Origin of the sequence: Luteithermobacter gelatinilyticus, assembly GCF_005849285.1 — a bacterium.
GTDB classification, from domain to species: domain Bacteria; phylum Pseudomonadota; class Alphaproteobacteria; order Sphingomonadales; family Emcibacteraceae; genus Luteithermobacter; species Luteithermobacter gelatinilyticus.
On record NZ_CP040517.1, the window covers coordinates 618703 to 645308 of the forward strand.

Here is a 26606-nt window from a genome sequence, read left to right on the forward strand (position 1 = left end):
CGGGATAAGAACATGATCACATCATTCACGAAATCATTGGGCCTGAAATTATTGCAATTGGGCGGCCTGGCGCTGGTTTTCGGGGCAAACGGGATGAATTTGGCGGTTGCCGGGGATGACCTCCGAACTGCCGACAAGATCCTGTATAACGGCCAGATCTATACCATGGAAACGGACCAGCCCCAGGTCGAGGCGGTGGCCATTCGGGACGGGAAGTTTCTGGCGCTCGGCGCAACGGAAGAGATGCAGAAACTTGCCGGGGCCAACACCGTGTTGATTGACCTGAAAGGGCGTATGGCCTTACCGGGACTCAATGACGGCCACAGTCATCCGACCGACGGGGCCATCGCTGATCTGTTCAGCTGCAAATTCGAATTCTCGGCCACGCCGAAAGAGATCGCCCGGAGTCTCACCGACTGTGTGAAGAAAAATCCTGAAAGCGACTGGATCATCGGCGGGCGCTGGGACAGCAATTTCTTTGAAAATCACGACATTGCCTCGCCCCGGGAATGGCTGGATCAGTATTCAGGGGACAAGGCGGTCTATTTCAGTGACGATTCCGGCCATAACGGCTGGGCCAATACAAAAGCCTTGGAACTGGTGGGCATCACGGCCGACACCCCGGACCCGACAGGGGGCAAGATTGTTCGTGATCCCGAAACAGGGATGCCCAATGGGCTTTTGCTGGAAGAAGCCCAGACCCTGATGGAAAGCCGCCTGCCGGACTGGACGGATGCCCAATATCAGGCCGCTGTGCGGGAAATGGTGCGCCTGGCCAACAGGTATGGCATCACCGGCATTAAGGACGCCAACGCCCGGGATCCGATCCTCAAGGCGTATCAGGCGGTGGATCAGGCCGGGGACCTGAGCCTGCATGTGGCCGCCTCTATTTCCACGCCTTACGGTCATCGGGAGGTGCCGCTGGATTATGACCGGATTGAAACATTGCGGGATCAATATGCTTCGGATCATGTGGATACGCGGTTTGTCAAGATTTTTGACGATGGGGTGCCCACCGCGTCCCGCACCGCGGCCATGCTGGCCCCCTATTTGCCGCATGATCATTTCCCGGACGATTTCAGGGGGCTGTTGCATGTGGATGAAGCGACCCTGGCACAGGATCTGACCGAACTGGAAAAGCGTGGATTTACCGTCAAGATCCATACCGCCGGCGATCGGTCGGTGCGGGTAGCACTGAACGCCATTGAAAAGGCACATCACGCCACGGGACGGTTCGACCTGCGACATGAATTGGCCCATGCGGGTTATATAGACCCCGCCGATATCCCCCGTTTCAGGGAACTGAATGCGGTGGCGGACCTGTCGCCTTATCTCTGGCATCCCTCGCCGATTATTCAGTCGGTATTGGATGCTGTGGGCGAGCGCGGCAAGTATTATTGGCCGATCCGCGACCTGCTGGCGGCGGGTGCGCCGGTGCTTGCAGGATCGGACTGGCCGGCGGCGGTGCCGTCGCTTAATCCTTGGATCGGGATTGAGGCCATGGTGACCCGCCGGGACCCTTATGGCAAAACCCCGGGAGCGTTATGGCCGGAACAGGCTATTTCCCTGGATCAGGCCCTGCGGATTTTCACGGTTGAAGGCGCTAAAGCCCTGCGCCGTGAGACACTTACCGGATCCATCAGGGTCGGCAAATCCGCCGATATGATTGTGCTGGACCGCAATCTTTATGCCATCAGTCCTGAGGATATTGCCGAAACGACGGTCGAAATGACCCTGTTTGCTGGGGAAGTCGTACATCAGCAATAGGGGCCTTAAAAAAGTTGTCGCTGTGGGTTTCAGGCGATAAGTTAGACCTGTCGGCAGCGAAAAGGACAAAAATGAGACAGGCCACCAGACTGAAACAGACCCTTGAACGGCAAATTGTTACGGGCGAGATCCGCCCCGGCGAACGGCTGGAGGAACTGGATATTGCCCAGCGTTTCGGAGTATCCCGTACCCCGGTGCGGGAGGCGCTGATGATGCTGGAAGCCATAGGTCTGGTGGATCGTCGTCCTCGTCAGGGAGCAGTGGTTCGGGGGATGACCTTGAAAACCCTGGTGCAGATGCTGGAATATTTTGCGGCACTGGAAGGTTTTGCCGGACGGTTGGCGGCAAAACGTCTGAGGGATCCGGAAGCAGAAGGGTTAAGGGCCGCACAGGACGCCTGCCGCCAGGCCGCCGCCACTGGTGATGCGGACGACTATTACAACCGTAACATCGCCTTCCATCGGGCGATTTATGCGGCAAGTTACAATCAGGTGCTGATAGATCAACTGGAACATTTTGGGCAGCGGCTGGAACCTTTCCTGCGCTCACAGCACCATCAGCCGGGATGGATTGAAAAATCCGTTGCTGAACATGACGGGATTGCCATGGCAATCCTTTCGGGGGATGGGGAAACGGCGGACCGGCTTTTGCGGCAGCATGTGAACTTTGACAGCCAGCTTTTTGCCGAATTTGCCTCGCAAGCTGCGGCGGGTTGAGCCGGATAAGGATCCATCTGGGAACAGACTTTGGTATAATTGCCAAAAAGAGCCTATCCCGCCAAGATGAAATGATAAGGACCATACGGGAGGCCAGGATGCAGAAACTGTCGAAAAGTTATGTGAACGGGGTGTCGGACACCCCTTTGAGGTATCAGACCATTGGAGAGGCGCTGGAAGAGGCCGTGGCCCGGTATGGGGACCGCGAAGCGCTGGTGGTGCGACATCAGGATATTCGCTGGACTTATGCGGAATTTGCCGAACAGGTGGAGGCTTTCGCCGCCGGGCTGGTGGCGCTGGGGCTTGAACCCGGGGAGCGGGTCGGGGTCTGGGCGCCCAATTGTGTGGAATGGGTGATCGCCCAATTCGCCACCGCTAGGGCGGGGCTTATTCAGGTGAACGTCAATCCGGCCTATCGGCGGGCGGAACTGGACTACGCCCTGAACAAGGTGGGATGCCGGGCGTTGATCACGGCGGATCGTTTTAAGTCCAGCGATTATATTTCCATGCTGCGGGATCTGGCGCCAGAATTGGACCGTTGCGCGCCGGGAGCCTTGCGGTCTGAACGTCTGCCGGATCTGGAAATTGTGATCCGGCTGGGCCAAGAAAAAACCCACGGATTTTATAACTTCTCTGACATTCCCGCTCTGGCCCGGGACAAGGATTTTGCCCGGCTCAAGGAAGTGCAGGCCGGTCTGTCGCCGGATGACGCCATTAATATCCAGTTTACCAGCGGTACCACGGGGTCTCCCAAGGGGGCGACACTGACCCATTTCAATATTCTCAATAATGGGTTCTTCGTGGGACAAGCCATGAATTTCACCGAACAGGACCGGTTGTGCATTCCCGTGCCGCTCTATCACTGTTTCGGTATGGTCATGAGCAATCTGGCCTGTATCACCCACGGAGCCTGTATGGTCTTTCCGGGTGACAGCTTTGACCCGCTGGCCACCCTCCAGACGGTGGAAGAGGAAAACTGCACGGCCTTGCAGGGGGTGCCGACCATGTTTATTGCCGAATTGGACCATCCGGAATTTGATCGGTTTGACCTCAGTAGCCTGCGGACCGGGATCATGGCGGGGGCGGCCTGTCCCATCGAGGTGATGAAAAAGGTTGTTTCCAAAATGCATATGGATGAGGTGACCATCGCCTATGGCATGACCGAAACCAGTCCGGTCAGCTTTCAGAGCAACCCTTCGGACAGTCTGGAAAAAAGGGTGTCCACAGTGGGTCGCATTCATCCCCATGTGGAGGTTAAAATTGTGGACGAGACCGGACGGGTTGTGCCGATAGGTGAGAAAGGCGAACTGTGCACCCGGGGCTATTCGGTGATGAAAGGCTATTGGGGGGATGCGGAAAAGACCGCCGAAGCCATCGACGAAGCAGGCTGGATGCATACCGGCGATCTGGCAATTTTGGACGAAGACGGGTTTTGCAACATTGTCGGGCGGGTCAAGGATATGCTGATCCGCGGCGGGGAGAATATTTATCCGCGTGAAATCGAGGAATTTCTGTACCGCTATGAAAAAATCATGGATGTGCAGGTCTTCGGTGTCCCGGATGAAAAATATGGCGAGGAAATCTGTGCCTGGATCCGCCTGCACGAGGGCTGTGAGGCCAGCGCCGAGGAAATCCGGGATTTTTGCCGGGGCGAGATTGCCCATTATAAGATTCCCCGCCATATCCGCTTTGTCACGGACTACCCTATGACGGTCACCGGCAAGATCCAGAAATTCGTGATGCGGGAGCAGATGATCAAGGAACTGGGCCTGGAGGAGCAGGAAACCGCCTGAAATGGCCCCGCGTTCCATCACACAGGCCTTTGGAACTTGTGATGACGTTGTTTTTTGTCATGGCAAGCGAGAGCGGCGCCATCCAATACACCGAAAACGGACTCCTGATTTCCCTTCCCGGTTTCCGCCGGAATTATCCGGCGAGATCGCGGGCGATGATCATTTTCTGGATGTCCGAAGTGCCTTCGTAAATCTGGCAGACCCGTACGTCCCGGTAGATGCGTTCTACCGGGAAATCCTGCAAATAGCCATAGCCGCCGAGCGTCTGAATCGCGGCGGAACAGACCGCCTCTGCGGTCTCCGACGCAAACAGCTTCGCCATGCAGGCCTCCTTGAGGCAGGGGCGGCCGGCCTCGCGCAACGCCGCCGCATGCAGCACCAGCTGGCGGGCGGCTTCGAGCCGGGTTTCCATCTCCGCAAGCCGGAAGCCGACGGCCTGATGGCCGATGATCGTTTTGCCAAACGCCGTGCGCTCATTGGCATACTGGATGGCGTGGTCCAGCGCCGCCCGGGCCATACCCACTGACTGAGCGGCGATGCCAATGCGGCCCGCTTCCAGATTGGCAAGTGCCACCTTGTATCCTTCACCCACCCGGCCCAGGACCATATCGTCGCTGACCTGCATGTTGTCAAAATGCAAGGTGCAGGTATCAGATGCCTTCTGGCCGAGCTTCTTTTCCACGCTGGCGACAGTATATCCTGGCAGGTCGGTGGGTACGAGAAAGGCGGTGATGCCCTTCTTCCCGGCTTCCGGATCGGTGACGGCAAAAATAATGCAGGCCCCACCGATTTTGCCCGAGGTGATGAATTGTTTTGAGCCATTGATCAGCCAGCCCTGACCGTTTTTCACCGCCCGGGTTTTCAGCATGCTGGCGTCGGAGCCGGCCTGCGGTTCGGTCAGACCGAAGGCGCCGATGATTTCGCCTTGGGCCAGGGGTTTCAGGAATCGTTCTTTCTGGGCGTCCGTGCCCTCCTTGAGGATGGCGGCGCAGACCGGGGCGTTGTTCACGCTCATCACAGTGCTGACGGCGCCGTCCCCGGCGGCAATCTCCATCAGCGCCAGGGCGTAGGACACATAATCAGCGCCCGCCCCGCCCCATTCTTCGGGGACGGTCATGCCCATCAGACCTAATGCGCCCATCTGGCGCAGCACATCCAGGGGAATTTCTCCTGCCTTTTCCCATTCCGCGGCATGGGGGGCCAGTTCGTTTTGGGCAAAATCCCGGGCCATATCCCGGATCATGCGCTGTTCTTCGCTCAAAATCATGGCTTGTCTTCCTTTGTCGGCGGTCCGTCGCGGGCCTTTTTCGGCACATAGGGTCCAGGGCAGGATGTCCCAGACATATGTTTCGGCCATGACGGTTTTCTGGCCTGTTTTTCTGGGGATGGGAAAGGCGAACTCCACCGATCACCCGCCCAACGTTACTCATCGGTAACACTATACCAGCTGCGGACTTTGGTCAAGGTTTCTGATCGGCGGAATAGGTGCTGTCAACCCCTCAGAATAAAGTCTGTCGATCGGGGGATGGCTTTTCATAATAAGGGACAGATCTCCTCTTATGACATTTCACTTCATGTGAATCGCGGGACTACAGCGGGACCACATATATGATATGCCGATTTCTGAATTTATAGATCAAAGCCTGAAGGCCGTCACGATTTCTGAACTACTGTCTTTTTTCAGACAGGCGCTAGGCGAACTGGGATATCCCTATATCATGCTGGCCGCCTTGGGGGAAGGATGGCGGGATGCGGATATTTTTGCCCGGCAGGAGCGTTCCCTGCCGCCGCCTCTGCTGTGGAGCAGTTTTCCACGCCTTTGGCAGGATTATTATTACGGTCGTAACGCCCAGCATCATGACCCGGTGCTGTTGTACGGACCGAGGTGTGTCCGGCCGTTTTTCTGGCACGAATTGCCGGCAAAGTTTGCATTGACCCGACCGCAACAAACGATCCTCAGGGCGGCGGAAACCTACGGACTGCGCCAGGGTGTGGGGGTGCCTATTCATGGGCCGGGCCGTTCGGTTTTTCTGGTTTCTTGTGCCGGTAAAGGGGGGGAAGAAAAGGCGCAAGGGAGGAGCAGGGAGGCGCCGGAAGAGAGGGTGTTAAGTCGGCTGTATCTGCTGACGGTTCAGTTTCACCGGGTTTTGCGGATATTGCATCCGATCGAGCCGCCGCCGCAGCCGGTGCCTGATTTGACATCCCGGGAGCGGGAATGTCTGGAATGGATCGCGCGGGGCAAGTCCACATGGGGCATCGGGGTGGTGCTGGGCATCAGCGAACATACTGCCAAGTGCCATATCCGCAATGCCTTGCGCAAACTCGCCGCGACCAACCGCACGGAAGGGGTGATCAAGGCCCTGCATCTTGGCCTGTTGGAGTAAAGATATCAATTTAAAGTTGTTTATATATTATAAATATATACTTGTGATTGATTTTAAGGGAGTGTTAAATTTAAATACCGGAGAAATTCGGCAACATTCTTAAAAGGAGAACAATATGCTTAAGAAAATCGGTGCGGTTTCAGAAGAAACAAGGGGCTTTGACGGCAATTACCTGGAAATTCCCGCCAACCCTACCAATCTGCGTCGGACACCTATGTCGTCAGATGATTAAAAATTCCACATCAAAGGAGAGAGCAATGTTGAAAAAGCATGGGTTTGTTTCGAAGGAAACAAGGGGAATTGAAGGGAATTTCCTTGAAGTTCCCGCTAATCCGACCAATTTGCGCCGGACGCCTTTACCGCCGAACGATTAATCGGCGAAGCCCTCCTCGGCGTGCAGCAAATGCTGCACGCTGTTTTCATGTTTAGAGTGAATTGTGAATAGGTTGACCCATTCTGCCGGGCCGGTCTGGTTCAGGAGCCAGGGGTTTGGCGCAGGCCATACTGGCGGTACGGCCCAGCCAAACCCCGCCGGAACTGGACCAGATCGGCCCGGCCCTTCGGGTTGGCGGCTTGGGGCCGCTCACTTTGTCAGACGCCTGGGTCAGACGCCTGGGTCAGACGCCTGGCCCGATGCCCCGCATCGCCCGGCGCCGTCTTCCGCGTGAGGCGGGCCACAATCCGCCAACAGAATTGAGCCAACCTCTTCACAATTCACTCTAGGCAACGTGGCTCCCTATGACGGCTTTCAAGAGCCTGTGAGGTAACTGGATGACAGGGTATCGTTTAAACAGGGATGTTTATATGTGTCAGGTAGACGGACATGCAATGTTTCTGAACCTGCGCAACGACGAATATCTGTCCTTGCCGCCGGATCAGAGCCGGAAGCTCGCTATCTTCCTCAAGGGAGAATTATTACCTGCGGATGAAACGGGGGATAATACCGTGCAGGCCCTGCTTGCCGAGATGCAGGAAGCCGGTCTGCTGACCCGTCATCCGAAGGAGGGAAAAATGATAGCGCCTATGGAAATGAATCTGGCCGGTCGGGACCTTGGGGGATATCGACCGGGGGAAGAACCCCGGGTAAGGGTGGGGCATGTAGTGCATTTTTTTAGGGCGGCGTTTATCTCCCTGTGCCGGTTACGATGGGAACCGCTGCATCGGACGGTTCACCGGTTGCGCAAGCATAAACATAAATGGCTTGGGTTGCGAGTTTTATCCTCCCCCGGCCCGCAAGATTGCGAACTTGAACAAATTCGGGAGCTGGTGGAAATTTTTAATTTCCTGCAACCGCTGCTTTTCACGGGTCGGAATCGGTGCCTGTTTCAATCCCTGGCCCTGCTAGAGTTTCTGGCCGGTTACGGGATTTTTCCCGACTGGGTTTTCGGGGTCAAAATGAAACCTTTCGTTGCCCATTGCTGGCTGCAGACGCATGGGGTGGTTCTCAACGATACGGTGGATCATGTAAGCCTTTACACGCCCATCATGATCGTTTGAAAGGGGGAATTCATGTATAGATATGTTGCCTTGACTTGGGATCAGGAGAATGCCCAGGCAAGGGAAGCCGTGCGTGACCTGATCGCAGCAATGGAGGGGGAGGCCGAGGGCTGGCGGAAGGTTCTAGCGGTGGACGGTTTCATGGTCTGGCATGTCGGGGAAAGAGAGGGCCGGATGCAAACCTATCTGATCCGGAATGACGCTGGCCTGGCAGAAGGTGGCGTCGTTTTGGGAAAACTCTTCAAAAGAGCGACGGCCCAACATTTGGTTCCGACATGTCTGGACGGGCCGGAAAGCCATTCTATTATCCATACAAAGGGACGACATCTCACCACAAATTATTGGGGGCGCTATGTGGCCTTTATCCGGGATGAGAAAGGAGATGGGCTGAATATTTTGCGCGATCCCATCGGCTCCTTCCCCTGTTACTATATGCGCTACCGGATGGTGGAGATCTATTTTTCCTATATGCCGGATATCCGGAAAATTACAGGAATGTCTTTTTCCATAAACTGGGATCATGTGGCCCATTTTATGGCTTATGGTCCCCAGAAAACGGAACAGACCGGCCTCGGGGAAGTCTCGGAACTGTTACCCGGCCAATGTCTGGAAACGCCTTTTCCGGACAATGATCCGTCCTTTTACTGGTCTCCGGCGGATATTGCCCGGAACGATCCGTTAGAGGATATCGAGCAGGCAGCAAGGGAACTGCGGCAAACGACCCGCCATTGCGTGGCGGCCTGGGCGGCTTGTTATAACAATGTTTTTCACAACCTGTCCGGGGGGCTGGATTCCGCTATTGTGCTGAATTGCCTGAAACAGGCGGCTGTGCCGCCGCGCATCAGTTGCATAAATTACTTTACCGAGGAGCGACAGGGGGATGAACGCTGTTACGCCCGGCTTGCTGCGGAGCAGGCCAGTGTACCGCTTTATGAAACCTGCCTGAGCAGTGCAAATATCAGCCTGAGAAGGGTTCTGCGTCTCATAAAAGAAGCCAAGCCGGGCAATTATCTTTATGAGCGGGCCCGGGATCATTTTGAGCCCACTTGGATCAGGGAAATCGGGGCGGAGGCCTGTTTTTATGGTTCGGGCGGCGATAATGTATTTTTCCAACCGGAAACGCATCTCGGCGCCGTTGACTTTGTGCAGTCCCACGGGCTGAGGTCGCTTTTATGGCGGGTTGCGCTGGAAGCGGCCCGGCTGGACCGGCGCTCCGTCTGGTCAGTTCTCACCATCCTGTTGAAGCAATGTTTCCTGAAATCCTATGATCGCATGAAATACATACGCAATGGTTACAAGACATCCCTGATGGCCCCGGATCTTATAGAAACGCTTGATCCGTCAAGGGTTTTGCATCCCGTTTTACGAATGGAGGAGCATATCCCGCCCGGCAAGTTTTTTCATATTTTTATTGCCACGAGTTGTCCGGACTATTACGAACCGCTGGAACGGAAAGAAGATTTCCTGGAGCCGGTGTTGCCGCTGTTTTCACAGCCTCTTGTAGAGTTGTGCCTGAGAATCCCGACCTGGATCATGACCGCGGGCGGGCGCGAGCGCGGGCTGGCGCGTCGGGCGTTTTCCGATCATATTCCGCAGGAAATTGTCCGGCGGGAAGCAAAGGGCGGGGCGGACATTCTGTATCATGCCGTGCTCAAGAGGAATTTACCCTTTGTAAAGGAGATGCTGCTGGACGGGCTTCTCGTGCGGCAGGGTTTGTTACAGCGGAAAGGCCTTGAAAAAGTCCTGTCCGGGGATGATCATTCGGTTTCTGCGGAACTGGTCAAGATATTGTTTCATGTGGGCACGGAAGCCTGGGCGAGGGATTGGTACAAAGGATAAAATAACATTTCCCCGACGCATAGCCTCACGGCGCGCTCAGATATTTTTGCAAAAATGCGTATGATCCGCCGGGTGGCGTCCAAGGCGTTTTGGCGACGCCAGTTCTCGATCACATGGCCTTCGCCGTCATAGAGGGCCAGTTGCGCGGTGCGGCCCAGACGGTGCAGGGCGTTGAACATTTTCTCGCTTTCCTCGGGCAGGTGGTCTTCGGTGCCCTGCAGCAACAGCAGCGGCGTCCTGATCCGGTCCGCCAGGTCGTAGGGGGAGTTTTCCAGATATCGCCGGGGATCCTCCCAGGGGGAGGCACCCATGCGGCCCTGGCCGTCCTCGTAATAGGTTGCGCCGAACATCATGTCGTTCAAAAAGCGGCCATAGGTGCCCGCCGGATCATAAAGGCCGGAAATGGCCACGGCCGCCTTGAACAGGTTGGTGCGGGTCAGGACGCCGTCGGTGCTGTAGGCACCGTAAGACTGCCCCATCAGCGCCAGCCGCTCAAGATCCACATACCCCAGTTCGGCCGCCCGATAGATCTGCGGCAGCAGGGCGTCGGTAATGATTTTCAGGCTGTTGACGGCCTGGCCCGGCGGCGGCATCGGCACATGGGTCAGCACCACGGCGTATCCGCGACCGGTCAGGGCCCGGGCCGGCACCGTCGCCGGGAAGCCGCCGCCATACTGTGACGCATACCAGGTCAGGTCGCTTTGCGGATAAATTATGACGACTGCCGGCGGCGGGGCGTCCTTTTCGTCCTTTTGCGGGCCGGGGCGGGGCGGCATCAACACCGCGCTTGTGATCTTGACAATTCGTCCCCCCGGCATGGGGATTCTGCTGTCGAAATAGTGAACCTTGCCACTGGGCAGTTCATTCAGGCGGGGATCTATGGCGCTCAGCCGCTCTTTCCGGGAAAAATCCCCGGAAAACGGGTACAGGTCGGGAGGCGTGGCGTAATCTTCATAGGCCGCCAGGATAAAATCATGATGGCCGCCGCCAGTCATATGGCTGAACCGGCCTTTGCCCTGCCAGAGGACGCGAGGGGACTTCTCCCCGGGAGTGAGGCTCAGGATGGCCTGTTCGTCCGTGCGGACGTTGCGGGCCCGGATGATTAGGGCCCGCCCGTCCGGCTGCCGGGGCGAGTGTTTTCTGAAGGGGCATGAGGGGCGAATTTGGGCATCAGCGGCACATAAACCGTCCGGTTATCGGCCCCCCAATAGGGTCCGGAGGCGACAAAGGGGGTCATCCGGATCCTGGGCGTGGCGATCGGGCGGCACTTGTCGCCGGTCCGGTCATAGAGCCAAAGCTGCGGCGTTCCGCCAGCGTTTGAATAACCGGCGTCTGAATAAAAGGGCAGCCTCCGGCCATCGGGCGACCAGACGGGAAACCACTGCTGACCTGCGGGCGCACAAATCTGGCGCGCGGCGTCCCGGTTTTTGAAGGAGCGGACATAAATGCGGATGCCGACGACCGTGGTGGGAAGCCCGCCCGCAGTGTAATAACCGTCCCGGTTGATGTTGGCGGGCGGGGTCCGGACCACAAACGCCAGATGAGCGCCGTTTGCGGAGACGGCCACGGCGCCTTCTTCGGGAAACTGCCGCTGGTTGAAGACCAGTTCATCGACGACCTCGCGGGGGTGGTCGGCGGGACCGGCAGCGGCGGCAAGCACCGCGCCTATAAGGAAAATGAACCCCAGGCCCCCTTGCTTCAAAAGGCGGAATATCAAGGACGTCACGGCAATCTTTCCTGTATGGCAATCTTTCTTGTGCGGCTCACGATGGATCTTCCTTATTCCGGTGCTGCCGGCGTAATTTTTCCCAACGCTCATATTGCGCCGCCTTGGTGGGGTCTGGATCCTTCACGTCCCGCAGCCAGAAATTGAACCAGTCCACATTGCGCCGGTGGACGTTATAACGGTGCGCGGGATGCCATTTCACATGATGTTCATCGGGAAAGACGCGCATCTCAATGGGCTTTTTTGCGACATTCCAGGTGATCACCGTCTGGATGGCGTGCAGATATTCCCGGTCGGCGGCTTGGATAAGCAGCGGCACGTCAATTTTATCCGCATTCAGGGCCAGGGAGAATTGCGGCCAGTTTTTGCCCTGTTCCTTGTCGAACGGATTGCCGAAGCCCAGGGGATGGAAAAAACTCTCCCGGCTGAAGGCGGTGGAGCCGAAATAGCTGATCGGTTCCGAGCCGCCGCCGGAGGTGGCCGCCGCCGCAAAGGCCCGGGAATGGATCAGCGCATATTGCAAAATCTCCACCCCGGCGCTGAGCCCGGTAAGGCCGACCCGGCGCGGATCAATCACGCCCCGTTCGGCGAGCCGGTCGATGATGGCTTCGAGGGAAGACAGGCTTTGCTTGTGTTTGGCGAAGTCGCCATATTCCGCCCGCAGAATGGCGTGGGGATCGGCGAGGGTTCTGTAAATTTCCGGATCGACGCCGGTTTGGGAAAAACACAGCACGACGAAGCCGTTGGCGGCGAAGGCGTGGGTCGGAAATTCATTACCCGTGCCGCCGCGCAGGCATTCGTCCGGCGAATATTGCACAATGATCATGGGATAGCGTTTTGCGGGATCGAAAGCGGGCGGCTTGACGAGATAGGCCCAGGTTTTGCGGCCATACTCATTTTCCCAGATCAGGCGCTCCACCGGGCCGAGGCGGACCTGCCGGAATTCCGGATTGGGGTCCAGCACGACGGCCAGGTCGCCGCTTCTCAGATTCAGTGAAACGATCCGTCGCGGCACGGTGGGGGTTTCCACAAAACAGACCACCCGGTCCTGTGCCGGGGCACAGTCGGAAATCCAGTCGGTGGTGGCATAGATGGGACGTACCCTCGCCGCCCTTGGGGTCCAGCCGTAAAAGGCGCGCCTGCCGTATCCTTCCTGTTTCTGGAAGATCACCTCCTTTTCGTCAAGCCACCAGACATTAACGATGGCTCCCCTGCATTCCGGGGCCGGGCAGGCCGTGGCGGCCACATGATCGAGTGCCGCGCCGTCGGGGAATGAGGCGGCCATGAGCCGCAGCGGCGGCAGCGCGCCGGGATATTTTTCCGGATCCGCATTTTCCAGCCAGGCGGCGCTTGCGCCCTTGTCGGAGAAGACGACATTGCGGGCGGCCGGTCGGCCGGGAAGTGCGGTCGGACGGACCAGGTCTTCATAGGCGCCGCGGTCGGCGTCGCTCGCCTTTCGGACCTGTCCACTGGCAAGGTCTTGCCGCCAGAGCCGGGGCGTGCCGCCGGCAAAATGATAGGGCGGATAGAACGGCCGGGCTTCGTAAAAAGGATTGAACAGCGCGTCATCCACCAGATAGCCCTCCTCAGCGGCGCGCCGCTTTTCCGCATTGATCCGGGCCCGCGCCGCGCCGGTCGTAAAAAACAGGGACCGTCCCGCCGGGTCCAGCCGGAAACCGGTTACGTCGGCGGCGGAGGTGGTGACCTGCTGTTGTGCGCTGCCGTCCCGGCGGCTGCGCCAGACCTGGGTTGCGCCGTCGGTTCTGCGCCGGTAATAGATCCATTCGCCGTCTGCGGACCATTGCGCTTTCATGCTGGCCCAGCCGCCCTGGGGATTTTGGAACAGTAACGGATCCCCCGCATCCCCCACATTTATGGCTTGGGCGCCGGGCGTTATGGCCGCCACGAACCAGGCGACCCGGTAGCTGTTGCTGTCGATGTCGGCCTGATGGGCTTCAAAGGCCACATGCCGGCCGTCCGGCGACAGGCTCAGGCCCCGGCCGCCCATGCCGCCAATGGTGCGCAGCGTGACGATATCGGCGATGGTGACGGGGCGGGAGGGCCAGATCTCTTGCGGCGCGGCGGCTGGAATTTGAAACTCCCGGGAGTTTTGCGGACCGGGGTTTTCAGGCAGGCTTGAATAGGAGTTTTCGGGGTTGCTACAGGCGGCGAGGAAAAAACAGCTTGTCATCACCGCCATGAAGAATCGGATCATCGCAGGATCTCCGTATGAGAAATATTCAGGACGATATATCGGATGAAAATGTCCCGGGCGATGCGTCCTGGAGATTTTCAGGTCTTATCGCCCGGGGCAAAGGGTAAAAATTTTCCGCGTCAAGGGCCCTTACCAGTTTTTGGTGATCTGGAAAGAGATGAACCGGCCCAGCGCATTGGCGTTGTTGGGGTCGAAATTTGTTTCCTGCCCCCCGAAAGCGGCGGCCACGAAGGGCGGATCCTCGTCAAACAGATTCTGGACGCTGAACTGGAACTGCAAATTATTGAACAGGGAATTACTGAAACTATCCCTGGTGTTATAGGTCAGGGTCAGGTCAATCGTGGTCCAGGAATCGACCGGTGTTTCAGGGTCTGTCCGGTTGTCGGAATAACTGTCCACATAATTGATGAAAACATTTGTGGAAAACCCATTATGATTCCAACCGACAGTGCCCCGCAGTTTTAGGTCAACCGGATTATAAGGCGTATCCACCAGATCCACAGGATCGTCTGTCGGCAGGAGTTGTTCCTCCTGTTCAAACAGATAGGTGCCGCTGACGCCAAGGTTCCAGCTACCGAAGTTGCTGTCGAACCCGTAGGCAATGTTGAAATCAAGCCCACTGGTTTCCACCGTGGCGAAATTGCGTAGGCGGCCATCAAAAAAGGCTTCGGCAGTGAAAGGATCTGCGCCGCCACTGAAATCAAAAAAGTTACTGGGAGGCGTCGTGAGCTTGGTAATCAGAACCGGATCAGGGTCTAAGGTGATCAGAGAACTGAAACGGGGGTCAAGAAAGACATCAAAAAACGCAAATTCACTATCGATCCTGTCCTCGAACTTGATGTTGAAATAGGTCAACCCCAGGGTAAGCCCGGGAATGCCTTGCGGTTGGTAGTCAAGCCCGGCGGTCCAGGTGGTTGCTGTTTCCGCCGTAAGGTCGGCATTGTTGCCGAATCCGATCAGTGTCAGTGTGGTGCCAGTGGGCGAAGCGGGATTCGGCGCATTCAGCAGAATACTGGCGAGATTGATTTCCGCCAGTTCTGTCAGCAACGGCGCCCGGAAGGAGGTGCCGAAGGTGCCGCGCAGATTAAGGCCGCCGACCGGAGACCAGACAAGCCCGAATTTGGGATTGGTGGAAGAACCGAAGTCGCTGTATTCCTCGTGACGGACCGCGGCGCTGAACTCCAGACGTTCAAGGCCAGGCCGACGATTGTCTTGGCTGACAAACGGGAAAAACAGCTCCCCGAAGAAGGCCGTGACGGTCCGTTCCTGATCCAGGGGAACCCTGCCCTCCGCCATTGAGAGCGGATCTTCAAGAGTTTCTTTCCTGAATTGGGTGCCGATGGCGCCTTTCACATCTCCTCCGGAAAGGGTGAATAACGTGCCATCGGCTTTGGCGTCGATGGACCACAGGGCGTTGATCGACTGGTTTTCCCCGCTGTCGAAGGGCTCATCATCCGTATCCACCGGGAAAAAGAATCTTTCAAAGGCGCTGTCCAGTTCGGTGCGGCTGTAGGTGGCGGCCACTTCTGCCTGCCAACTCTGGCCAATATCTACGGTTGTTCCGAAGATGCCGCCATATTGCTTGGTGGTGCTGCTGCTGAACTGAATGTTGCTGCCGACATTGCTGCCAAATGATCTTTCGCTGTCCCGTTCGCTGTAAAAGGCGGTCGCGAACAATTCCACGCGTTCTTTGAGTTCCTGGCGGCCGGTGAAAAAGACGCTGTGACGTTCCTGCCGCGGGATCAAATCGGTAGGGTCTATGACGTCTTTTGTAAAGGAGCGGTCTTCGGAATCAAGCGGCGTGCGTTTGTAATATTCATAGCTGATCAGTGCATTGCCGCCTCGCCAGTTGGTGCCGAAAGTCTGGCCGACCTTATATTCTTCACTATCACCATCGGTGACGGTGCCGTAGCGGAGCCGGGTTTCCGCTCCCTCATAATCCTTGCGAAGTTGAAAATTGACCACTCCGCCCACGGCGTCGGAGCCGTAAATGGCGGAGGCCCCATCGGTCAGGACCTCGACCCGTTCAATGGCGCTTAAGGGAATCAGGGAAACGTCCACAAACTGACCGTTTCCAGAAGCGGATATCCGGTGGCCATTCAGCAGGATCAAAGAGGAATCACTGCCCTGACCGCGCAAATTAACGCCGGTGCCAAGCCCCAGATTGCTCTCATTGGGGCCTGCTGGGGCCAGTGTCGGGTTAAACTCTGCGATGCCGCCATTAAAGTTTTGCGGCATACGGCGAATAATGTCCTGAGGGGTGGCCAAGCCAGTTTTGTCGAAGTCCTCGCGATCAAAAGTAAAGACTGGGGATGCGGACCGGGCGCCCCGAATATGGGAACCGGTGACGATGATTTCCTCCAGAACCATGGCTTCTTCCTCTGTTTCAGCCATAGCTATTTGTTCTTCCCTGCCGGGTTGCTGTTGGCTCTGATCTGCCTGGTTTTGTTGAAGGCGGGCATGGGCGGCGTTTCCGGCAGAAGAGGAATTGAGGTGCAGTTGGCTGTCCTGGTCGGACGCGTTGCTGATAATGGTCACCGTACCATTACCGCTGATCCGGTAGCGCAGGCCGCTTCCAGCCAGAAGGCGGTCAAGCGCTTCTTCCGGTGATAAAATACCATTCACGTCAGGGGCCTGAAGATTGTTCACCAGATCGCCGGAGGTCACGACCACATAATTGGATTGTTCGGAAAAACTGATCAACGCGGTGGAGAGCGGCTGCGCCGGGATGGAAAACTTCTGGTCGGCGGCCTGGGCGGCAGTACCGCAAGTGAGTGCCAATAGCGTGGTGGCCGCCAAGGTTTTCAGAAGACTGGTTTTGCCGTTTTTACCTTCGGTTGCAAGGTGGTGGGGATGCTGCGTATTTTGGAACATTGTGTCCTGTGAATCCTTTAACATGTATGCCTCCCGGATATGATTTGTTTGTCTTTGGATTTTTGGGGTTGGGATTTTTGGGGTTGTCTGGTTATCCTTCATTAAGAAGAGTTAGGTATTCCCAAGGCAATGTGTCAGATATCCGCCTCGGCACGGGGCGGTTTTGGGCGATATGATCTGGTCATGCATTGGTAATACAGAAGACGTAAAATCCCTTCTCACAGGGACATTTTTTTATGTTTCGGTTTTATGTTTTGGGGTTTTATGTTTTGGCGATCAGGTCTGGCGTTCTGCCATGGGGCAGGCCAAAAGCAAAACAAAAGCAAGAAATGTGTTATTGAGGTTTTGTTGTGATTCGGACCTGCCTTCCAGGATCATGGATGACCTTGATGGGGAGGGCATCAGACAGGGCTTCGATCATCTGGTCAATCTGATCTGTGCGAAATGCGGCGGTCACTTTCAAGTCTCCCACGTCTTCAGGTTCAATCACAATGGGAATATGGGAGTATCTGTTGGCATCCGCAATGACTTCGCGTAGGGTGGCGTAGTTATAGACAAGATGTCCTTTCAACCAGGCGTCCGGCTTCCTGCGGGGCTGGGCGATAATTTTGCGAAGCGGCTTGTTGTATTCCGATTCCAGTTGCTGGCCGGCCTTGACCGGCTGAAACTCTGTGGCGGGAATGGACAGGGCCAGAGACTGTGATTCCGGTCGGGCCTTGACCGGCGTTTTGGGAAAGGTTTTGGCCACTTCAACCTTACCTTCAAGAACGGAGACAATGACTTTCCGGGGGGCGTGATGGACATTGAATTTGGTGCCGGTGACCCGGATGACAGTATCCTGGGCCAGCACCAGAAAAGGCCGTAGGGGATCCTTGCTGACGGAAAAGAAGGCTTCTCCCCTGTTGAGGATAACCCGGCGTTCTGTATCTGTGAATTCAAGAGTAATCTGGGAATTTGCGCCCAAGGTGACATTGCTGTTGTCCGGCAGAACCAGGTCGCGAATTTCGGCAATCTGCGTCTGATATTGGGTGGCCGGCGACAGCAATGTGGCAACCAAGGCGACACCGACAATCATAAACAGCGCGAACACCCCCGCGGCGATGGCACCGCTCCGGAGGGGGGGGCCTGGTTTAAGGATGTGCAGAATTTTGCGGCTTGCGCTGTTAGGTATCTCCTCATTGGACAGGTGACGCGGTTCAATGTGGTGGATTTCTTCAACCATGGCAGCTCCCTGCCAGACCGCTAAAATCTGGTTATAGGCGCGACGATGAACTGCTGAAAGGTCAAGCCATGCCTGAAAGGCTTGCCGGTCTTCATCGTTTGCCTGCCCAGATTCAAGATGGACAATCCATTTCATCGCTTGTTCCTGAACAGATTCCGCCGGAGAAGAGGAGTTAGGGCGAAATGGAGGATGTTTTCCTGGTTTTTTCATGGATGTTTCTATTTGCTGGATTTTGGCATTTCATCAGTTGGAGTGGAGGGGGCGCTGTTTTTATATATTTTTGCCATCTCTGTGGTGCATTTTTTCAGAGCCCGAAAGACATGCTTTTTGACATTTTCTTCCTTCAGTCCCATTTCTTCGGCGATTTCCCTGTAACTCAACCCATATACGCGGTTCAACACGAAGATGCGACGGGGCTTGGCGGGCAAGTTTTCTATGACTGTCTTCAAAACGGCCAGCCGTTCGCGATCCAGAGCAATATGTTCCGGAGAAATGCCATGACCGGGCTCGTGCCAGCTTTCCAGCGGCACTTCTTCCATATGTTTGGCTTTCACCTGCCGCCGGCGCGCTCTGTCGATAACAATATTCCGGGCGGTTGTGTATAAAAAAGCCCGGGGGTTACGTAGCGTCTGGGGGTCTGTGAGGGCGGCCAGTCGGGTGAAAGCCATTTGGGTAATGTCCTTGGCTTCCTGACTGCGCCCGTTGACCATACGTCGCAGGTAACGGTAAAGTTCATCACGATACCGCTGATAACTTTCTTTTAAAAAACTGTCGCGCCGTTTCAGCATCATGCAGTTCTGTGGTCCGTTCCCAGACAATCGAGTGTCAGAATGACTTTTCATTTTATCCCTATTTGGGATTTATTATAAGTGTATTTGCATGTTTTGGTTTTATGCGGGAACCTCATATTCGGAATTATTCCCTCCTTTATGGGGTATTGACCATTTGGGGTCGGGGGATCTGAAACTGTCGCGTGATGGCCGGTAAGCCGCTATTTGGATTAAAATGTTATCCTTTTGATGCTCATAAGACGCAAAAATCTATATTTAGGGGACATTTTTTGATCTTTTGGTTGGTAAATATCCTGGATAATGAATGGAATAAAGGCAGGCTGCGGTAAAGAAGGGCGGCGGGCATCCGGACCCGCGGCTGTCCGCCCAGTTGGCCGCCAGTCCTTCTCATTTGGGTCGTCCGGAGCCGGCGGTATCTTCCTACGGAGGAAAGATCTGTGCATTTTGGGGCCCCGCCCGGCCAATGCCGCTGTTGATAAGGGGCTCTTATCCTATAGACGTCTGAGCCCCCAAAAAGGGACAATTTTTATTTCAAGAAAAGGAAGGGAGAGGGGCATAAATGACGCTTCGGGGGATTATGGCGTCATCAATCCCCGCCGCAGGGCCGTCATCACGGCCATAGCGCGGGTGGACACATCGAGCTTTTGGTAGATGTCGCGGATATACCCATTAACGGTGTGTTCGCTAATGCCCAGAATTTTGCCGATTTCCCAGGAAGACTTGCCTTGAGCAACCCATTTCAGGCAGTCGATTTCCCGGGGAGTGAGGGGAGAAGAGGATGGCGGCACGGTGTTTAACGTCATCAGACAGATATGAAATTGCAGGGCCAGTAGCATCAACCGGTTATATATTGTTTTTCGGATTGCTCTTTTTTCCGGCCCAGCAAAAGACAGCAGGATGAGCCGCCCATAAGGGCCGAAAAGCGGGAGGGTCAGGCCCCGCTCCAGCCCGAATTGTTCAGCTTCTTGCATCAACTGCTTTTGGGGGGCGGTGAGGGTGTCGTCGTTTCGGAGTTTTTTCCATTCCAGCCCGAGCGGACATCGGGGACAATATTGCAGCACGGGGTCGATATTCTGATAATTCCGGGCCAGATAATGATTGATCCAATCCTGCGGATAGCTCACACCATATGTTTGGGTTTTTCCCGTTTCACTGAGGATGACGCAGGCCAGGTACGGGAATCCAAGATCGTGTGCTGCCTCACACAGCAGTTTAAATAGTTCCCTGGGGGTTTCGGCCTGTTGGCTTTCTTTAATGTAACGGGACAATTTCATCGCTGTTCCGTCCGGTGGCGTGCCCTGTGTGTTTTAGGCGTATCGAAATATATAAATTACGACTATAGATTGTGTTATTTCATTAAAATTGTAATAAAATCAAAGACTTTTTTAGGAATTTAAGATATCTTCTATATACTAACACACCAATAAGTTTATTTCAATTCGTTTTGCTCCGGGGCTGTGTGATCAGTGGTGGGTCAACCTATTCGCAATTCACTCTAGGGATGGTGATGCAGGGAATCAGTTTTTGCCTTCTGTGTGAAATATTTTAGGGGGTTTTAACATCAATGACATAAAGGTCGATCATATAGAAGGGCGATATTCTTGTGGCTCTGAGGGGCCCCTGAGAAAGAGCGGAATAGTGCATAATGATGAGGCCATCTTTTCACAATTCACTCTGGATCACGGGCCACAGGGCAATATAGAGCAAAAGGTAGAAAGGAATGTATATGAAGCCGATGGGCGTCGTTGGGGCGGTAATGTTGTTGTGGTGCACCCTGATTTTGGCGGGGTGCCACGAGGTGCAGACGGATATCCATTCTGAGACGGCGCCGCCTGAAAAATCTGGTTCTGAAGAATCCGGTCCTGAGAAAGCCAAGAATGTGATTTTGTTTATTGGTGACGGGATGGGGGTCAGCACGGTCACGGCAATCCGTATTCTGGACGGGCAAAGGAAAGGTCTTGCGGGGGAGGATAATGTTCTGTCCTGGGAGAAATTCCCGCATCTGGCCTTGGCCAAGACCTACAATACCAATCAGCAGGTGCCGGATTCCGCCGGCACAGCCACGGCCATGGTCACCGGGCACAAAACCAAGGCCGGTCTGATCAGTGTATCGGCACAGGTAACGCGCGGTGCGTGTGCGTCCGCAAAAGACCAGCGGCTTCAGACCCTTCTGGAGCGGGCGGAGCGGGCCGGTCTGTCAACCGGGGTTGTGACCACGGCACGTCTTACCCATGCCACCCCCGCCGCCCTTTATGCCCATGTCCCGGAACGGGACTGGGAAGCTGATTCTGACATGCCGGCGGAGGCGTTGGCACAGGGGTGTCGTGATATTGCCCGCCAGTTGATCGAATTTTCCGAAGGAGATGGCATTGAGGTGGCGCTGGGTGGCGGCCGGCGGGCTTTTTTTCCGCAGTATATGAAAGATCCGGAAACCGGCGCACCGGGCCGGCGCCGGGACGGGCGGAACCTGATTGAGGAATGGCTGGATAAACATAAAGGGGGACGTTATGTCTGGCGCGCCGAGGATTTTCGAGCTATTTCTCCCGAAGACACGGATCGGCTGCTGGGCTTATTTAATGCCAGTCATATGCAGTATGAAGCGCAACGGAGCCGGGATCAGGGCGGAGAACCCTCTCTGGCGGAGATGACGGAAAAGGCCATCAGGATCCTGGAAAAAAATGACGCCGGGTATTTCTTGATGGTTGAGGCCGGCCGGGTGGACCACGGCCATCATGCCGGCAGCGCCTATCTGGCGCTTCATGACGGTATCGCGCTGAATCAAGCTGTCGAACAGGCGGTGCGCATGACCAATCCGGACGATACTCTGATCATTGTTACCGCCGATCATTCCCATACCTTTGTGATGGCGGGTTATCCCACTCGCGGCAATCCGATTCTGGGAAAGGTGGTCGGCAATGATGACAGAGGTTCCCCGGAAACGGCCCCGGCGCTAGCCGCCGATGGGAAGCCTTATACAACCTTGGGATATTATATGACCCCCCAAGGGCTTCGGCAGGGAGAAGACCGAGCGGACCTTGGTCCTGTGGACACAGAAGCGCCTGAGTTTCGTCAACAGGCGCTGATCCCCGTTCGTACCGGCCATCATGCTGGTGAGGATGTGGCCATCTATGCGACCGGTCCGGGCGCCGCTAAAGTGCAGGGGGTGATGGAACAAAATAAAATTTTCGACGTGATGATAAAGGCGCTTAACTTGCCTCTGTAAGTTAGAGTGAATTGTGCAGAGGTTGGCTCAATTCTGTTGGCGGATCACGCCATGACTTGAGCTCCAGATATTTTGACAGGAAACTGCCCTTCTCGAATGGTGGGAAGGGCAGTTCTTTGATTATAATTAACACTTATAATGTGTAATTATTTGTAATATACACATATATTTTTCCAAAAACTTATAATTACCATTGTTTTTTTGTTAATGTGTCGTTATGTAAAGGGTCTGAGAATAAAACGGAAGAAAGAAGCGATGCTCTTTCATTAACCGGGAAATATGTTACGGAAAATATGGTATAAGCGGGTCTTCCGGATGAAGTTGGCGTTGAAAAGAGAAGAAATATGGACCTGACACATTTGAAAAGGCTGGAGGCCGAAAGCATTCACATCATCCGCGAAGTGGCGGCGGAATGTCAAAATCCGGTCATGCTGTATTCCATCGGCAAGGACAGCTCCGTAATGCTTCATCTGGCGATGAAAGCCTTTTATCCCTCCCGGCCGCCTTTTCCGATTTTGCATGTGGACACCACCTGGAAATTCCGCGAAATGATTGAGTTCCGGGACCGCATGGCGGCGGAGCTGGGCCTGGACCTGATCATCCATATCAATGAAGAAGGCGTGGCCCGGAATATCGGGCCCTTTACCCACGGGTCCGCCGTTCATACCGATGTGATGAAAACCCAGGCGCTAAAACAGGCGCTTGATAAATACGGCTTTGATGCGGCCTTTGGCGGCGCACGCCGGGATGAGGAAAAAAGTCGTGCTAAGGAACGGGTGTTTTCCTTCCGCTCCGCCCAGCATCGCTGGGACCCGAAAAATCAGCGACCTGAACTGTGGCGGCTTTATAACAGCCGCATCAATAAAGGGGAAAGCATCCGGGTATTCCCGTTGAGCAACTGGACGGAACTGGACATCTGGCAGTATATTTATCTGGAAAACATTCCCATCGTCCCACTTTATTATGCCAAGGAGCGCCCGGTGGTGGAACGGGATGGCATGCTGATCATGGTCGATGACGACCGTATGCCGCTCGAACCCGGCGAGACGCCGCAGATGAAAAAAGTACGTTTCCGCACCCTGGGCTGTTACCCGCTCACTGGCGCCATAGAATCCGAGGCTGATACCTTGCCAGCGATTATTCAGGAAATGCTGCTGACGCGGACCTCGGAACGGCAGGGCCGGGCCATTGACAAGGACACCAATGCTTCCATGGAACAGAAGAAACAGGAAGGATATTTCTGATGTCACATAAATCTGAGCTCATCGCCGGCGACATTCTGGAATATCTGAAAGCCCAGGAGAATAAGGGGCTTTTGCGGTTTATTACCTGTGGCAGCGTGGATGACGGGAAAAGCACCCTGATCGGGCGACTGCTGTATGATTCCAAGCTGATTTTCGAGGACCAGCTCAATGCCCTGGAAAATGACAGCCGCAAAATGGGCACCCAGGGCGGGGACATCGACTTTGCCTTGCTGGTGGATGGGCTTTCGGCGGAACGGGAGCAGGGCATCACCATCGACGTGGCCTACCGGTTTTTTTCCACCGACAAACGCAAATTTATTGTGGCGGACACGCCGGGTCATGAACAATATACCCGCAATATGGCAACGGGCGCTTCCACCGCCGATCTTGCGGTGATCCTGATTGATGCGCGCAAGGGGGTTCTGACCCAGACCCGTCGCCACAGCTATATTGTCTCGCTTCTGGGCATCAAACATGTGGTGCTGGCGGTCAATAAAATGGACCTGGTGGACTACTCCCGACAGTTTTTTGACGATATCGAACAGGAATATCGGGCTTTTGCGGCCGAAATCGGCCTTGAAGATATTACCTGTATTCCCATTTCTGCCCTCAAGGGAGACAATATTCTGGACCGCGGCGAGGCCCTTGAGTGGTATGAGGGGCCGACCCTTATGCATCTTCTGGAAACCATTGACGTGGCCTCCGATGAAACGTCGGCGCCGTTCCGGTTTCCGGTGCAGTGGGTGAACCGGCCCAACCTGGATTTTCGGGGATTTTCCGGCACCATCGTTAGCGGTCGTGTGGCCCAGGGAGACGAGATTGTTGTTCTGCCGTCGGCCCGGACCAGCCGCATCAAACGAATTGTCACCCATGACAGGGATCTGGAGCAGGCCGTGGCCGGGCAAGCGGTGACCCTGGTTCTGGAGGATGAGATTGATATTTCCCGAGGCGATGTGATCTGTCACACAGAGACCCGCGCCGAAATGTCGGACCAGTTCATGGCGCATATCCTGTGGATGGATGATGAACCGCTATTGCCGGGACGGCCTTATCTGATCAAGTCCGCAACCCGGACTTTGCCGGGCATGGTGACGGATCTGAAATACAAGGTGAATGTGAACTCCCTGGAACATGAAGCCGGCAAGAAGCTGGAACTCAATGAGGTGGGGGTTTGCAACCTGTCGCTCAGCGACCAGATCGCCTATGACCGTTATGCGGACAACCGGGATATGGGCGGGTTTATCATTATCAACCGCCTGACCAACAATACGGTCGGGGTCGGCATGATTGATTACGGCTTGCGCCGGGCGGAAAATATTCACTGGCAGGCGCTGGATGTGAATAAACAGGCCCGTTCCGACATGAAAGGACAGAAACCGGTGGTGTTGTGGTTTACCGGCCTGTCCGGTTCCGGAAAATCCACCATTGCCAATCTGGTGGAAAAGAAACTGCACGCCCGGGCCAAGCATACCTATGTGCTGGACGGGGACAATGTGCGTCACGGCCTGAACAAGGATCTGGGCTTTACCGATGCGGACCGGGTGGAAAATATCCGTCGGGTGGCCGAAACTGCCAAGCTGATGGTGGATGCGGGGCTAATTACCCTGGTTTCGTTCATTTCTCCGTTCCGGGCCGAGCGTCGGATGGCGCGGGAACTGATGGGGGACAAGGAATTCCTGGAAATCTATGTGAATACGCCGCTGGAGGTCTGTGAGGAACGTGATCCCAAGGGACTGTATAAGAAGGCCCGCCGGGGAGAGATCAAGAACTTCACAGGATTTGACAGTCCGTATGAAGCACCGGAACGCGCCGATATTACCTTGGATACCACCCGCCTTGATGCGGAACAGGCGGCGGACCAGGTGATTGCCTATCTGGAGGATAACGGGTATCTGCAGCCGCAAAGTCCTCCGGTGATTGGTGGGTTTTTCTGAAGCTTCGTAAAATATCATGTGAGCGGCCGTTTGGGCCGCTTGACGTGTTTTTGCCTGTCTCTCTCGAAAAATACGAGACATTTACAAACCGGATTGTTAAGTTTCCTCCCTCACCAGTAGGGCTTTGGATCATAAGGGGCCTTGACCTCTTATGATCCTTGGTCTGTAATTGAGGCTTTAAAAACAATATATAATATATAAAGGCATTTAAGAGATGACTAATCCCACTTCCCTTGCCGCGGCCATGCGGCGGTATGCTTCATCGGTTTCTGTGGTTTCCTGCCGGGACAGGGAAGGAAACCTGCACGCTATGACCGCGACCGCGGTATCGTCGGTGTCCTTTGACCCGCCTTCCATGTTGATTTGTGTGAACAAGCAGGCGCAGCTCAATGGCGCCATGGCGGGGGTTGATGCATTTGCCATTAATATTCTGAGCGAGGAACAGACCGACATCTCGAATATCTGCGCCGGTGGCAAGCCCGCCCTGGAAAGGGTTAATGACGAACACTGGATCGTCCAGGACCACAAGCCGCCGGTGCTCAAGGGGGCGCAGGCGATTATACACTGTATAAAAACCCAGTGTTTCAGTTATGGTAGTCATGACATCTTCATTGGTGACGTCACCGGGGTGAGCGTGGAAGGAAACGTCCGGCCATTGATTTATCTGGATGGAAAATATGGCACATTTGCGCCGTTTCAGGAGGCCTGATCCCCGAAGACGGACTCCGCAAGTCTCAAAAACAGGAGCAGATGGAGATGATTACCATATTTGGCAGCGCCCGAACCCGGGCTTCAGTCGTGTTGTGGCTGGTCGAAGAACTGGGGCTGGACTATCGCCATGAAAATTATGACGCTGTCAGTGATCCCACCCGAACGGAAGAATTTCGCCGGCTGAATCCTGCGGGAAAGTTGCCGGTTCTGATGGACGGGGATTTTGTGCTGACGGAAACCCTGGCCATATGTTTTTATCTGGCCAAAAAATATGGCCACAAATATGGCAATGGCCGGCTTCTGGGTGAGGGACTCGAAGAAGAAGCCCGGGTGATGAAATGGGCCTCTTTTGCCATGACCGAGCTGGATGCCTATGCCTTTCAGTTGCTGTTGGCCATCAAATTCAAACAACAGGATCCCCATTCGGAAATCTGCAGGGACTTTTTGGGCATGATTGACCGGTCTCTCAAGCTTTTAGAAGGGGATCTGAAGGGCCGTGACTGGCTTGTGGGGTCGGAATTCAGTCTGGCTGATATGCTGGTTTGTCACGGAGTGAATTTTGCCGCCATGATGGGCACAGATCTGTCCGCGTTTCCAGTGGTGAAGAACTGGCGCAAACAATGTTTGTCACGGCCGGCTTTTCAAAAAATCAGGACCTGATTCCGAACGC

Annotated in this window: 19 protein-coding genes and 1 pseudogene; 12 read left to right on the plus strand and 8 right to left on the minus strand. The window is 55.3% G+C overall.

What is annotated here, in order from left to right; genetic code table 11:
• Positions 1-12: 12 nt before the first annotated feature.
• The 3 genes from FE788_RS02835 to FE788_RS02845 all read left to right on the plus strand — a co-directional run bounded on the left by FE788_RS02835 (position 13) and on the right by FE788_RS02845 (position 4276).
• Complete coding sequence (locus FE788_RS02835; protein WP_168190233.1) at positions 13-1767, plus strand: amidohydrolase; 1755 nt, start codon at positions 13-15, stop codon at positions 1765-1767.
• A 71-nt stretch (positions 1768-1838) separates the two neighbouring features.
• On the plus strand, positions 1839-2483 hold the full coding sequence (locus FE788_RS02840) for a GntR family transcriptional regulator (RefSeq protein ID WP_138379215.1): 645 nt from the start codon (positions 1839-1841) through the stop codon (positions 2481-2483).
• A 98-nt stretch (positions 2484-2581) separates the two neighbouring features.
• Positions 2582-4276, plus strand: a complete 1695-nt coding sequence (locus FE788_RS02845) for an AMP-binding protein (protein WP_138379216.1) — start codon at positions 2582-2584, stop codon at positions 4274-4276.
• A gap of 133 nt (positions 4277-4409) precedes the next feature.
• On the opposite strand, the gene FE788_RS02850 is transcribed toward FE788_RS02845, so the two are convergent.
• The gene (locus FE788_RS02850) at positions 4410-5543 is read right to left on the minus strand and encodes an acyl-CoA dehydrogenase family protein (RefSeq protein WP_138381269.1); all 1134 of its coding nucleotides are present in this window, start codon (positions 5541-5543) and stop codon (positions 4410-4412) included.
• A gap of 346 nt (positions 5544-5889) precedes the next feature.
• Here FE788_RS02850 and FE788_RS02855 point away from each other — a divergent pair, with 346 nt between their 5' ends.
• From FE788_RS02855 to FE788_RS02870, 4 genes are all read left to right on the plus strand, one after another.
• On the plus strand, positions 5890-6660 hold the full coding sequence (locus FE788_RS02855; RefSeq protein ID WP_138379217.1) for a LuxR family transcriptional regulator: 771 nt from the start codon (positions 5890-5892) through the stop codon (positions 6658-6660).
• Between the two features lie 489 nt (positions 6661-7149).
• Positions 7150-7383 carry a hypothetical protein gene (locus tag FE788_RS02860; RefSeq protein ID WP_138379218.1) on the plus strand — a complete coding sequence of 78 codons (234 nt, stop codon included), beginning with the start codon at positions 7150-7152 and terminating at the stop codon, positions 7381-7383.
• A gap of 105 nt (positions 7384-7488) precedes the next feature.
• Positions 7489-8157 carry a lasso peptide biosynthesis B2 protein gene (locus tag FE788_RS02865; protein WP_168190234.1) on the plus strand — a complete coding sequence of 223 codons (669 nt, stop codon included), beginning with the start codon at positions 7489-7491 and terminating at the stop codon, positions 8155-8157.
• Between the two features lie 12 nt (positions 8158-8169).
• Positions 8170-9996, plus strand: coding sequence for an asparagine synthase-related protein (locus FE788_RS02870; RefSeq protein WP_138379220.1), 1827 nt, complete (start codon positions 8170-8172; stop codon positions 9994-9996).
• Here the strand turns inward: FE788_RS02870 and FE788_RS02875 are convergent.
• The 7 genes from FE788_RS02875 to FE788_RS02905 all read right to left on the minus strand — a co-directional run bounded on the left by FE788_RS02875 (position 9951) and on the right by FE788_RS02905 (position 20098).
• A complete protein-coding gene (locus tag FE788_RS02875) occupies positions 9951-10991 on the minus strand; it encodes an alpha/beta hydrolase family protein (RefSeq protein WP_138379221.1) in 1041 nt (346 codons plus the stop codon). The genes FE788_RS02870 and FE788_RS02875 overlap by 46 nt on opposite strands.
• A 107-nt stretch (positions 10992-11098) precedes the next feature.
• Positions 11099-11722 (minus strand): TolB family protein, encoded by a 624-nt coding sequence (locus FE788_RS02880; protein WP_210414110.1) that lies wholly within the window; start codon positions 11720-11722, stop codon positions 11099-11101.
• Between the two features lie 37 nt (positions 11723-11759).
• Positions 11760-13937: an Atxe2 family lasso peptide isopeptidase gene (locus FE788_RS02885; RefSeq protein ID WP_138379223.1), complete on the minus strand. Its 2178-nt coding sequence runs from the start codon at positions 13935-13937 to the stop codon at positions 11760-11762.
• A 129-nt stretch (positions 13938-14066) separates the two neighbouring features.
• Positions 14067-16811 (minus strand): TonB-dependent receptor, encoded by a 2745-nt coding sequence (locus tag FE788_RS02890; protein ID WP_168190235.1) that lies wholly within the window; start codon positions 16809-16811, stop codon positions 14067-14069.
• 334 nt (positions 16812-17145) lie between these two features.
• A complete protein-coding gene (locus FE788_RS02895; protein ID WP_168190443.1) occupies positions 17146-18168 on the minus strand; it encodes a FecR family protein in 1023 nt (340 codons plus the stop codon).
• A gap of 83 nt (positions 18169-18251) precedes the next feature.
• On the minus strand, positions 18252-18824 hold the full coding sequence (locus FE788_RS02900) for an RNA polymerase sigma factor (RefSeq protein ID WP_168190236.1): 573 nt from the start codon (positions 18822-18824) through the stop codon (positions 18252-18254).
• A 575-nt stretch (positions 18825-19399) separates the two neighbouring features.
• Positions 19400-20098 carry a LuxR family transcriptional regulator gene (locus tag FE788_RS02905; RefSeq protein ID WP_138379227.1) on the minus strand — a complete coding sequence of 233 codons (699 nt, stop codon included), beginning with the start codon at positions 20096-20098 and terminating at the stop codon, positions 19400-19402.
• Positions 20099-20544: 446 nt separating this feature from the next.
• Between FE788_RS02905 and FE788_RS02910 the strand changes: the two genes are divergently transcribed.
• The 5 genes and pseudogenes from FE788_RS02910 (at position 20545) to FE788_RS02930 (ending at position 26596) form a co-directional block, all read left to right on the plus strand.
• Complete coding sequence (locus FE788_RS02910; protein ID WP_138379228.1) at positions 20545-22047, plus strand: alkaline phosphatase family protein; 1503 nt, start codon at positions 20545-20547, stop codon at positions 22045-22047.
• Positions 22048-22373: 326 nt separating this feature from the next.
• A pseudogene (gene cysD, locus FE788_RS02915) lies at positions 22374-23291 on the plus strand (sulfate adenylyltransferase subunit CysD); the annotation flags it as partial.
• On the plus strand, positions 23291-25225 hold the full coding sequence (gene cysN, locus FE788_RS02920; RefSeq protein WP_138379230.1) for a sulfate adenylyltransferase subunit CysN: 1935 nt from the start codon (positions 23291-23293) through the stop codon (positions 25223-25225). The pseudogene cysD and the gene cysN, both read left to right, overlap by 1 nt.
• 214 nt (positions 25226-25439) lie before the next feature.
• Positions 25440-25934 (plus strand): flavin reductase family protein, encoded by a 495-nt coding sequence (locus tag FE788_RS02925; RefSeq protein ID WP_138379231.1) that lies wholly within the window; start codon positions 25440-25442, stop codon positions 25932-25934.
• Positions 25935-25981: 47 nt separating this feature from the next.
• Positions 25982-26596 carry a glutathione S-transferase family protein gene (locus FE788_RS02930; RefSeq protein ID WP_168190237.1) on the plus strand — a complete coding sequence of 205 codons (615 nt, stop codon included), beginning with the start codon at positions 25982-25984 and terminating at the stop codon, positions 26594-26596.
• Positions 26597-26606: the final 10 nt, after the last annotated feature.

What these genes read in the sequence shown, in the direction of transcription:
- FE788_RS02885 (WP_138379223.1), bottom strand. Translation starts at nt 13,937, where the DNA reads ATGATCCGATTCTTCATGGCGGTGATGACAAGCTGTTTTTTCCTCGCC.
- FE788_RS02895 (WP_168190443.1), bottom strand. Translation starts at nt 18,168, where the DNA reads ATGAAATGGATTGTCCATCTTGAATCTGGGCAGGCAAACGATGAAGAC.
- FE788_RS02870 (WP_138379220.1), top strand. Translation starts at nt 8,170, where the DNA reads ATGTATAGATATGTTGCCTTGACTTGGGATCAGGAGAATGCCCAGGCA.
- FE788_RS02890 (WP_168190235.1), bottom strand. Translation starts at nt 16,811, where the DNA reads ATGTTCCAAAATACGCAGCATCCCCACCACCTTGCAACCGAAGGTAAA.
- FE788_RS02905 (WP_138379227.1), bottom strand. Translation starts at nt 20,098, where the DNA reads ATGAAATTGTCCCGTTACATTAAAGAAAGCCAACAGGCCGAAACCCCC.
- FE788_RS02850 (WP_138381269.1), bottom strand. Translation starts at nt 5,543, where the DNA reads ATGATTTTGAGCGAAGAACAGCGCATGATCCGGGATATGGCCCGGGAT.
- FE788_RS02900 (WP_168190236.1), bottom strand. Translation starts at nt 18,824, where the DNA reads ATGATGCTGAAACGGCGCGACAGTTTTTTAAAAGAAAGTTATCAGCGG.
- FE788_RS02840 (WP_138379215.1), top strand. Translation starts at nt 1,839, where the DNA reads ATGAGACAGGCCACCAGACTGAAACAGACCCTTGAACGGCAAATTGTT.
- cysN (WP_138379230.1), top strand. Translation starts at nt 23,291, where the DNA reads ATGTCACATAAATCTGAGCTCATCGCCGGCGACATTCTGGAATATCTG.
- FE788_RS02930 (WP_168190237.1), top strand. Translation starts at nt 25,982, where the DNA reads ATGATTACCATATTTGGCAGCGCCCGAACCCGGGCTTCAGTCGTGTTG.
- FE788_RS02875 (WP_138379221.1), bottom strand. Translation starts at nt 10,991, where the DNA reads ATGACTGGCGGCGGCCATCATGATTTTATCCTGGCGGCCTATGAAGAT.
- FE788_RS02855 (WP_138379217.1), top strand. Translation starts at nt 5,890, where the DNA reads ATGCCGATTTCTGAATTTATAGATCAAAGCCTGAAGGCCGTCACGATT.
- FE788_RS02865 (WP_168190234.1), top strand. Translation starts at nt 7,489, where the DNA reads ATGTTTCTGAACCTGCGCAACGACGAATATCTGTCCTTGCCGCCGGAT.
- FE788_RS02925 (WP_138379231.1), top strand. Translation starts at nt 25,440, where the DNA reads ATGACTAATCCCACTTCCCTTGCCGCGGCCATGCGGCGGTATGCTTCA.
- FE788_RS02835 (WP_168190233.1), top strand. Translation starts at nt 13, where the DNA reads ATGATCACATCATTCACGAAATCATTGGGCCTGAAATTATTGCAATTG.
- FE788_RS02845 (WP_138379216.1), top strand. Translation starts at nt 2,582, where the DNA reads ATGCAGAAACTGTCGAAAAGTTATGTGAACGGGGTGTCGGACACCCCT.
- FE788_RS02910 (WP_138379228.1), top strand. Translation starts at nt 20,545, where the DNA reads ATGTATATGAAGCCGATGGGCGTCGTTGGGGCGGTAATGTTGTTGTGG.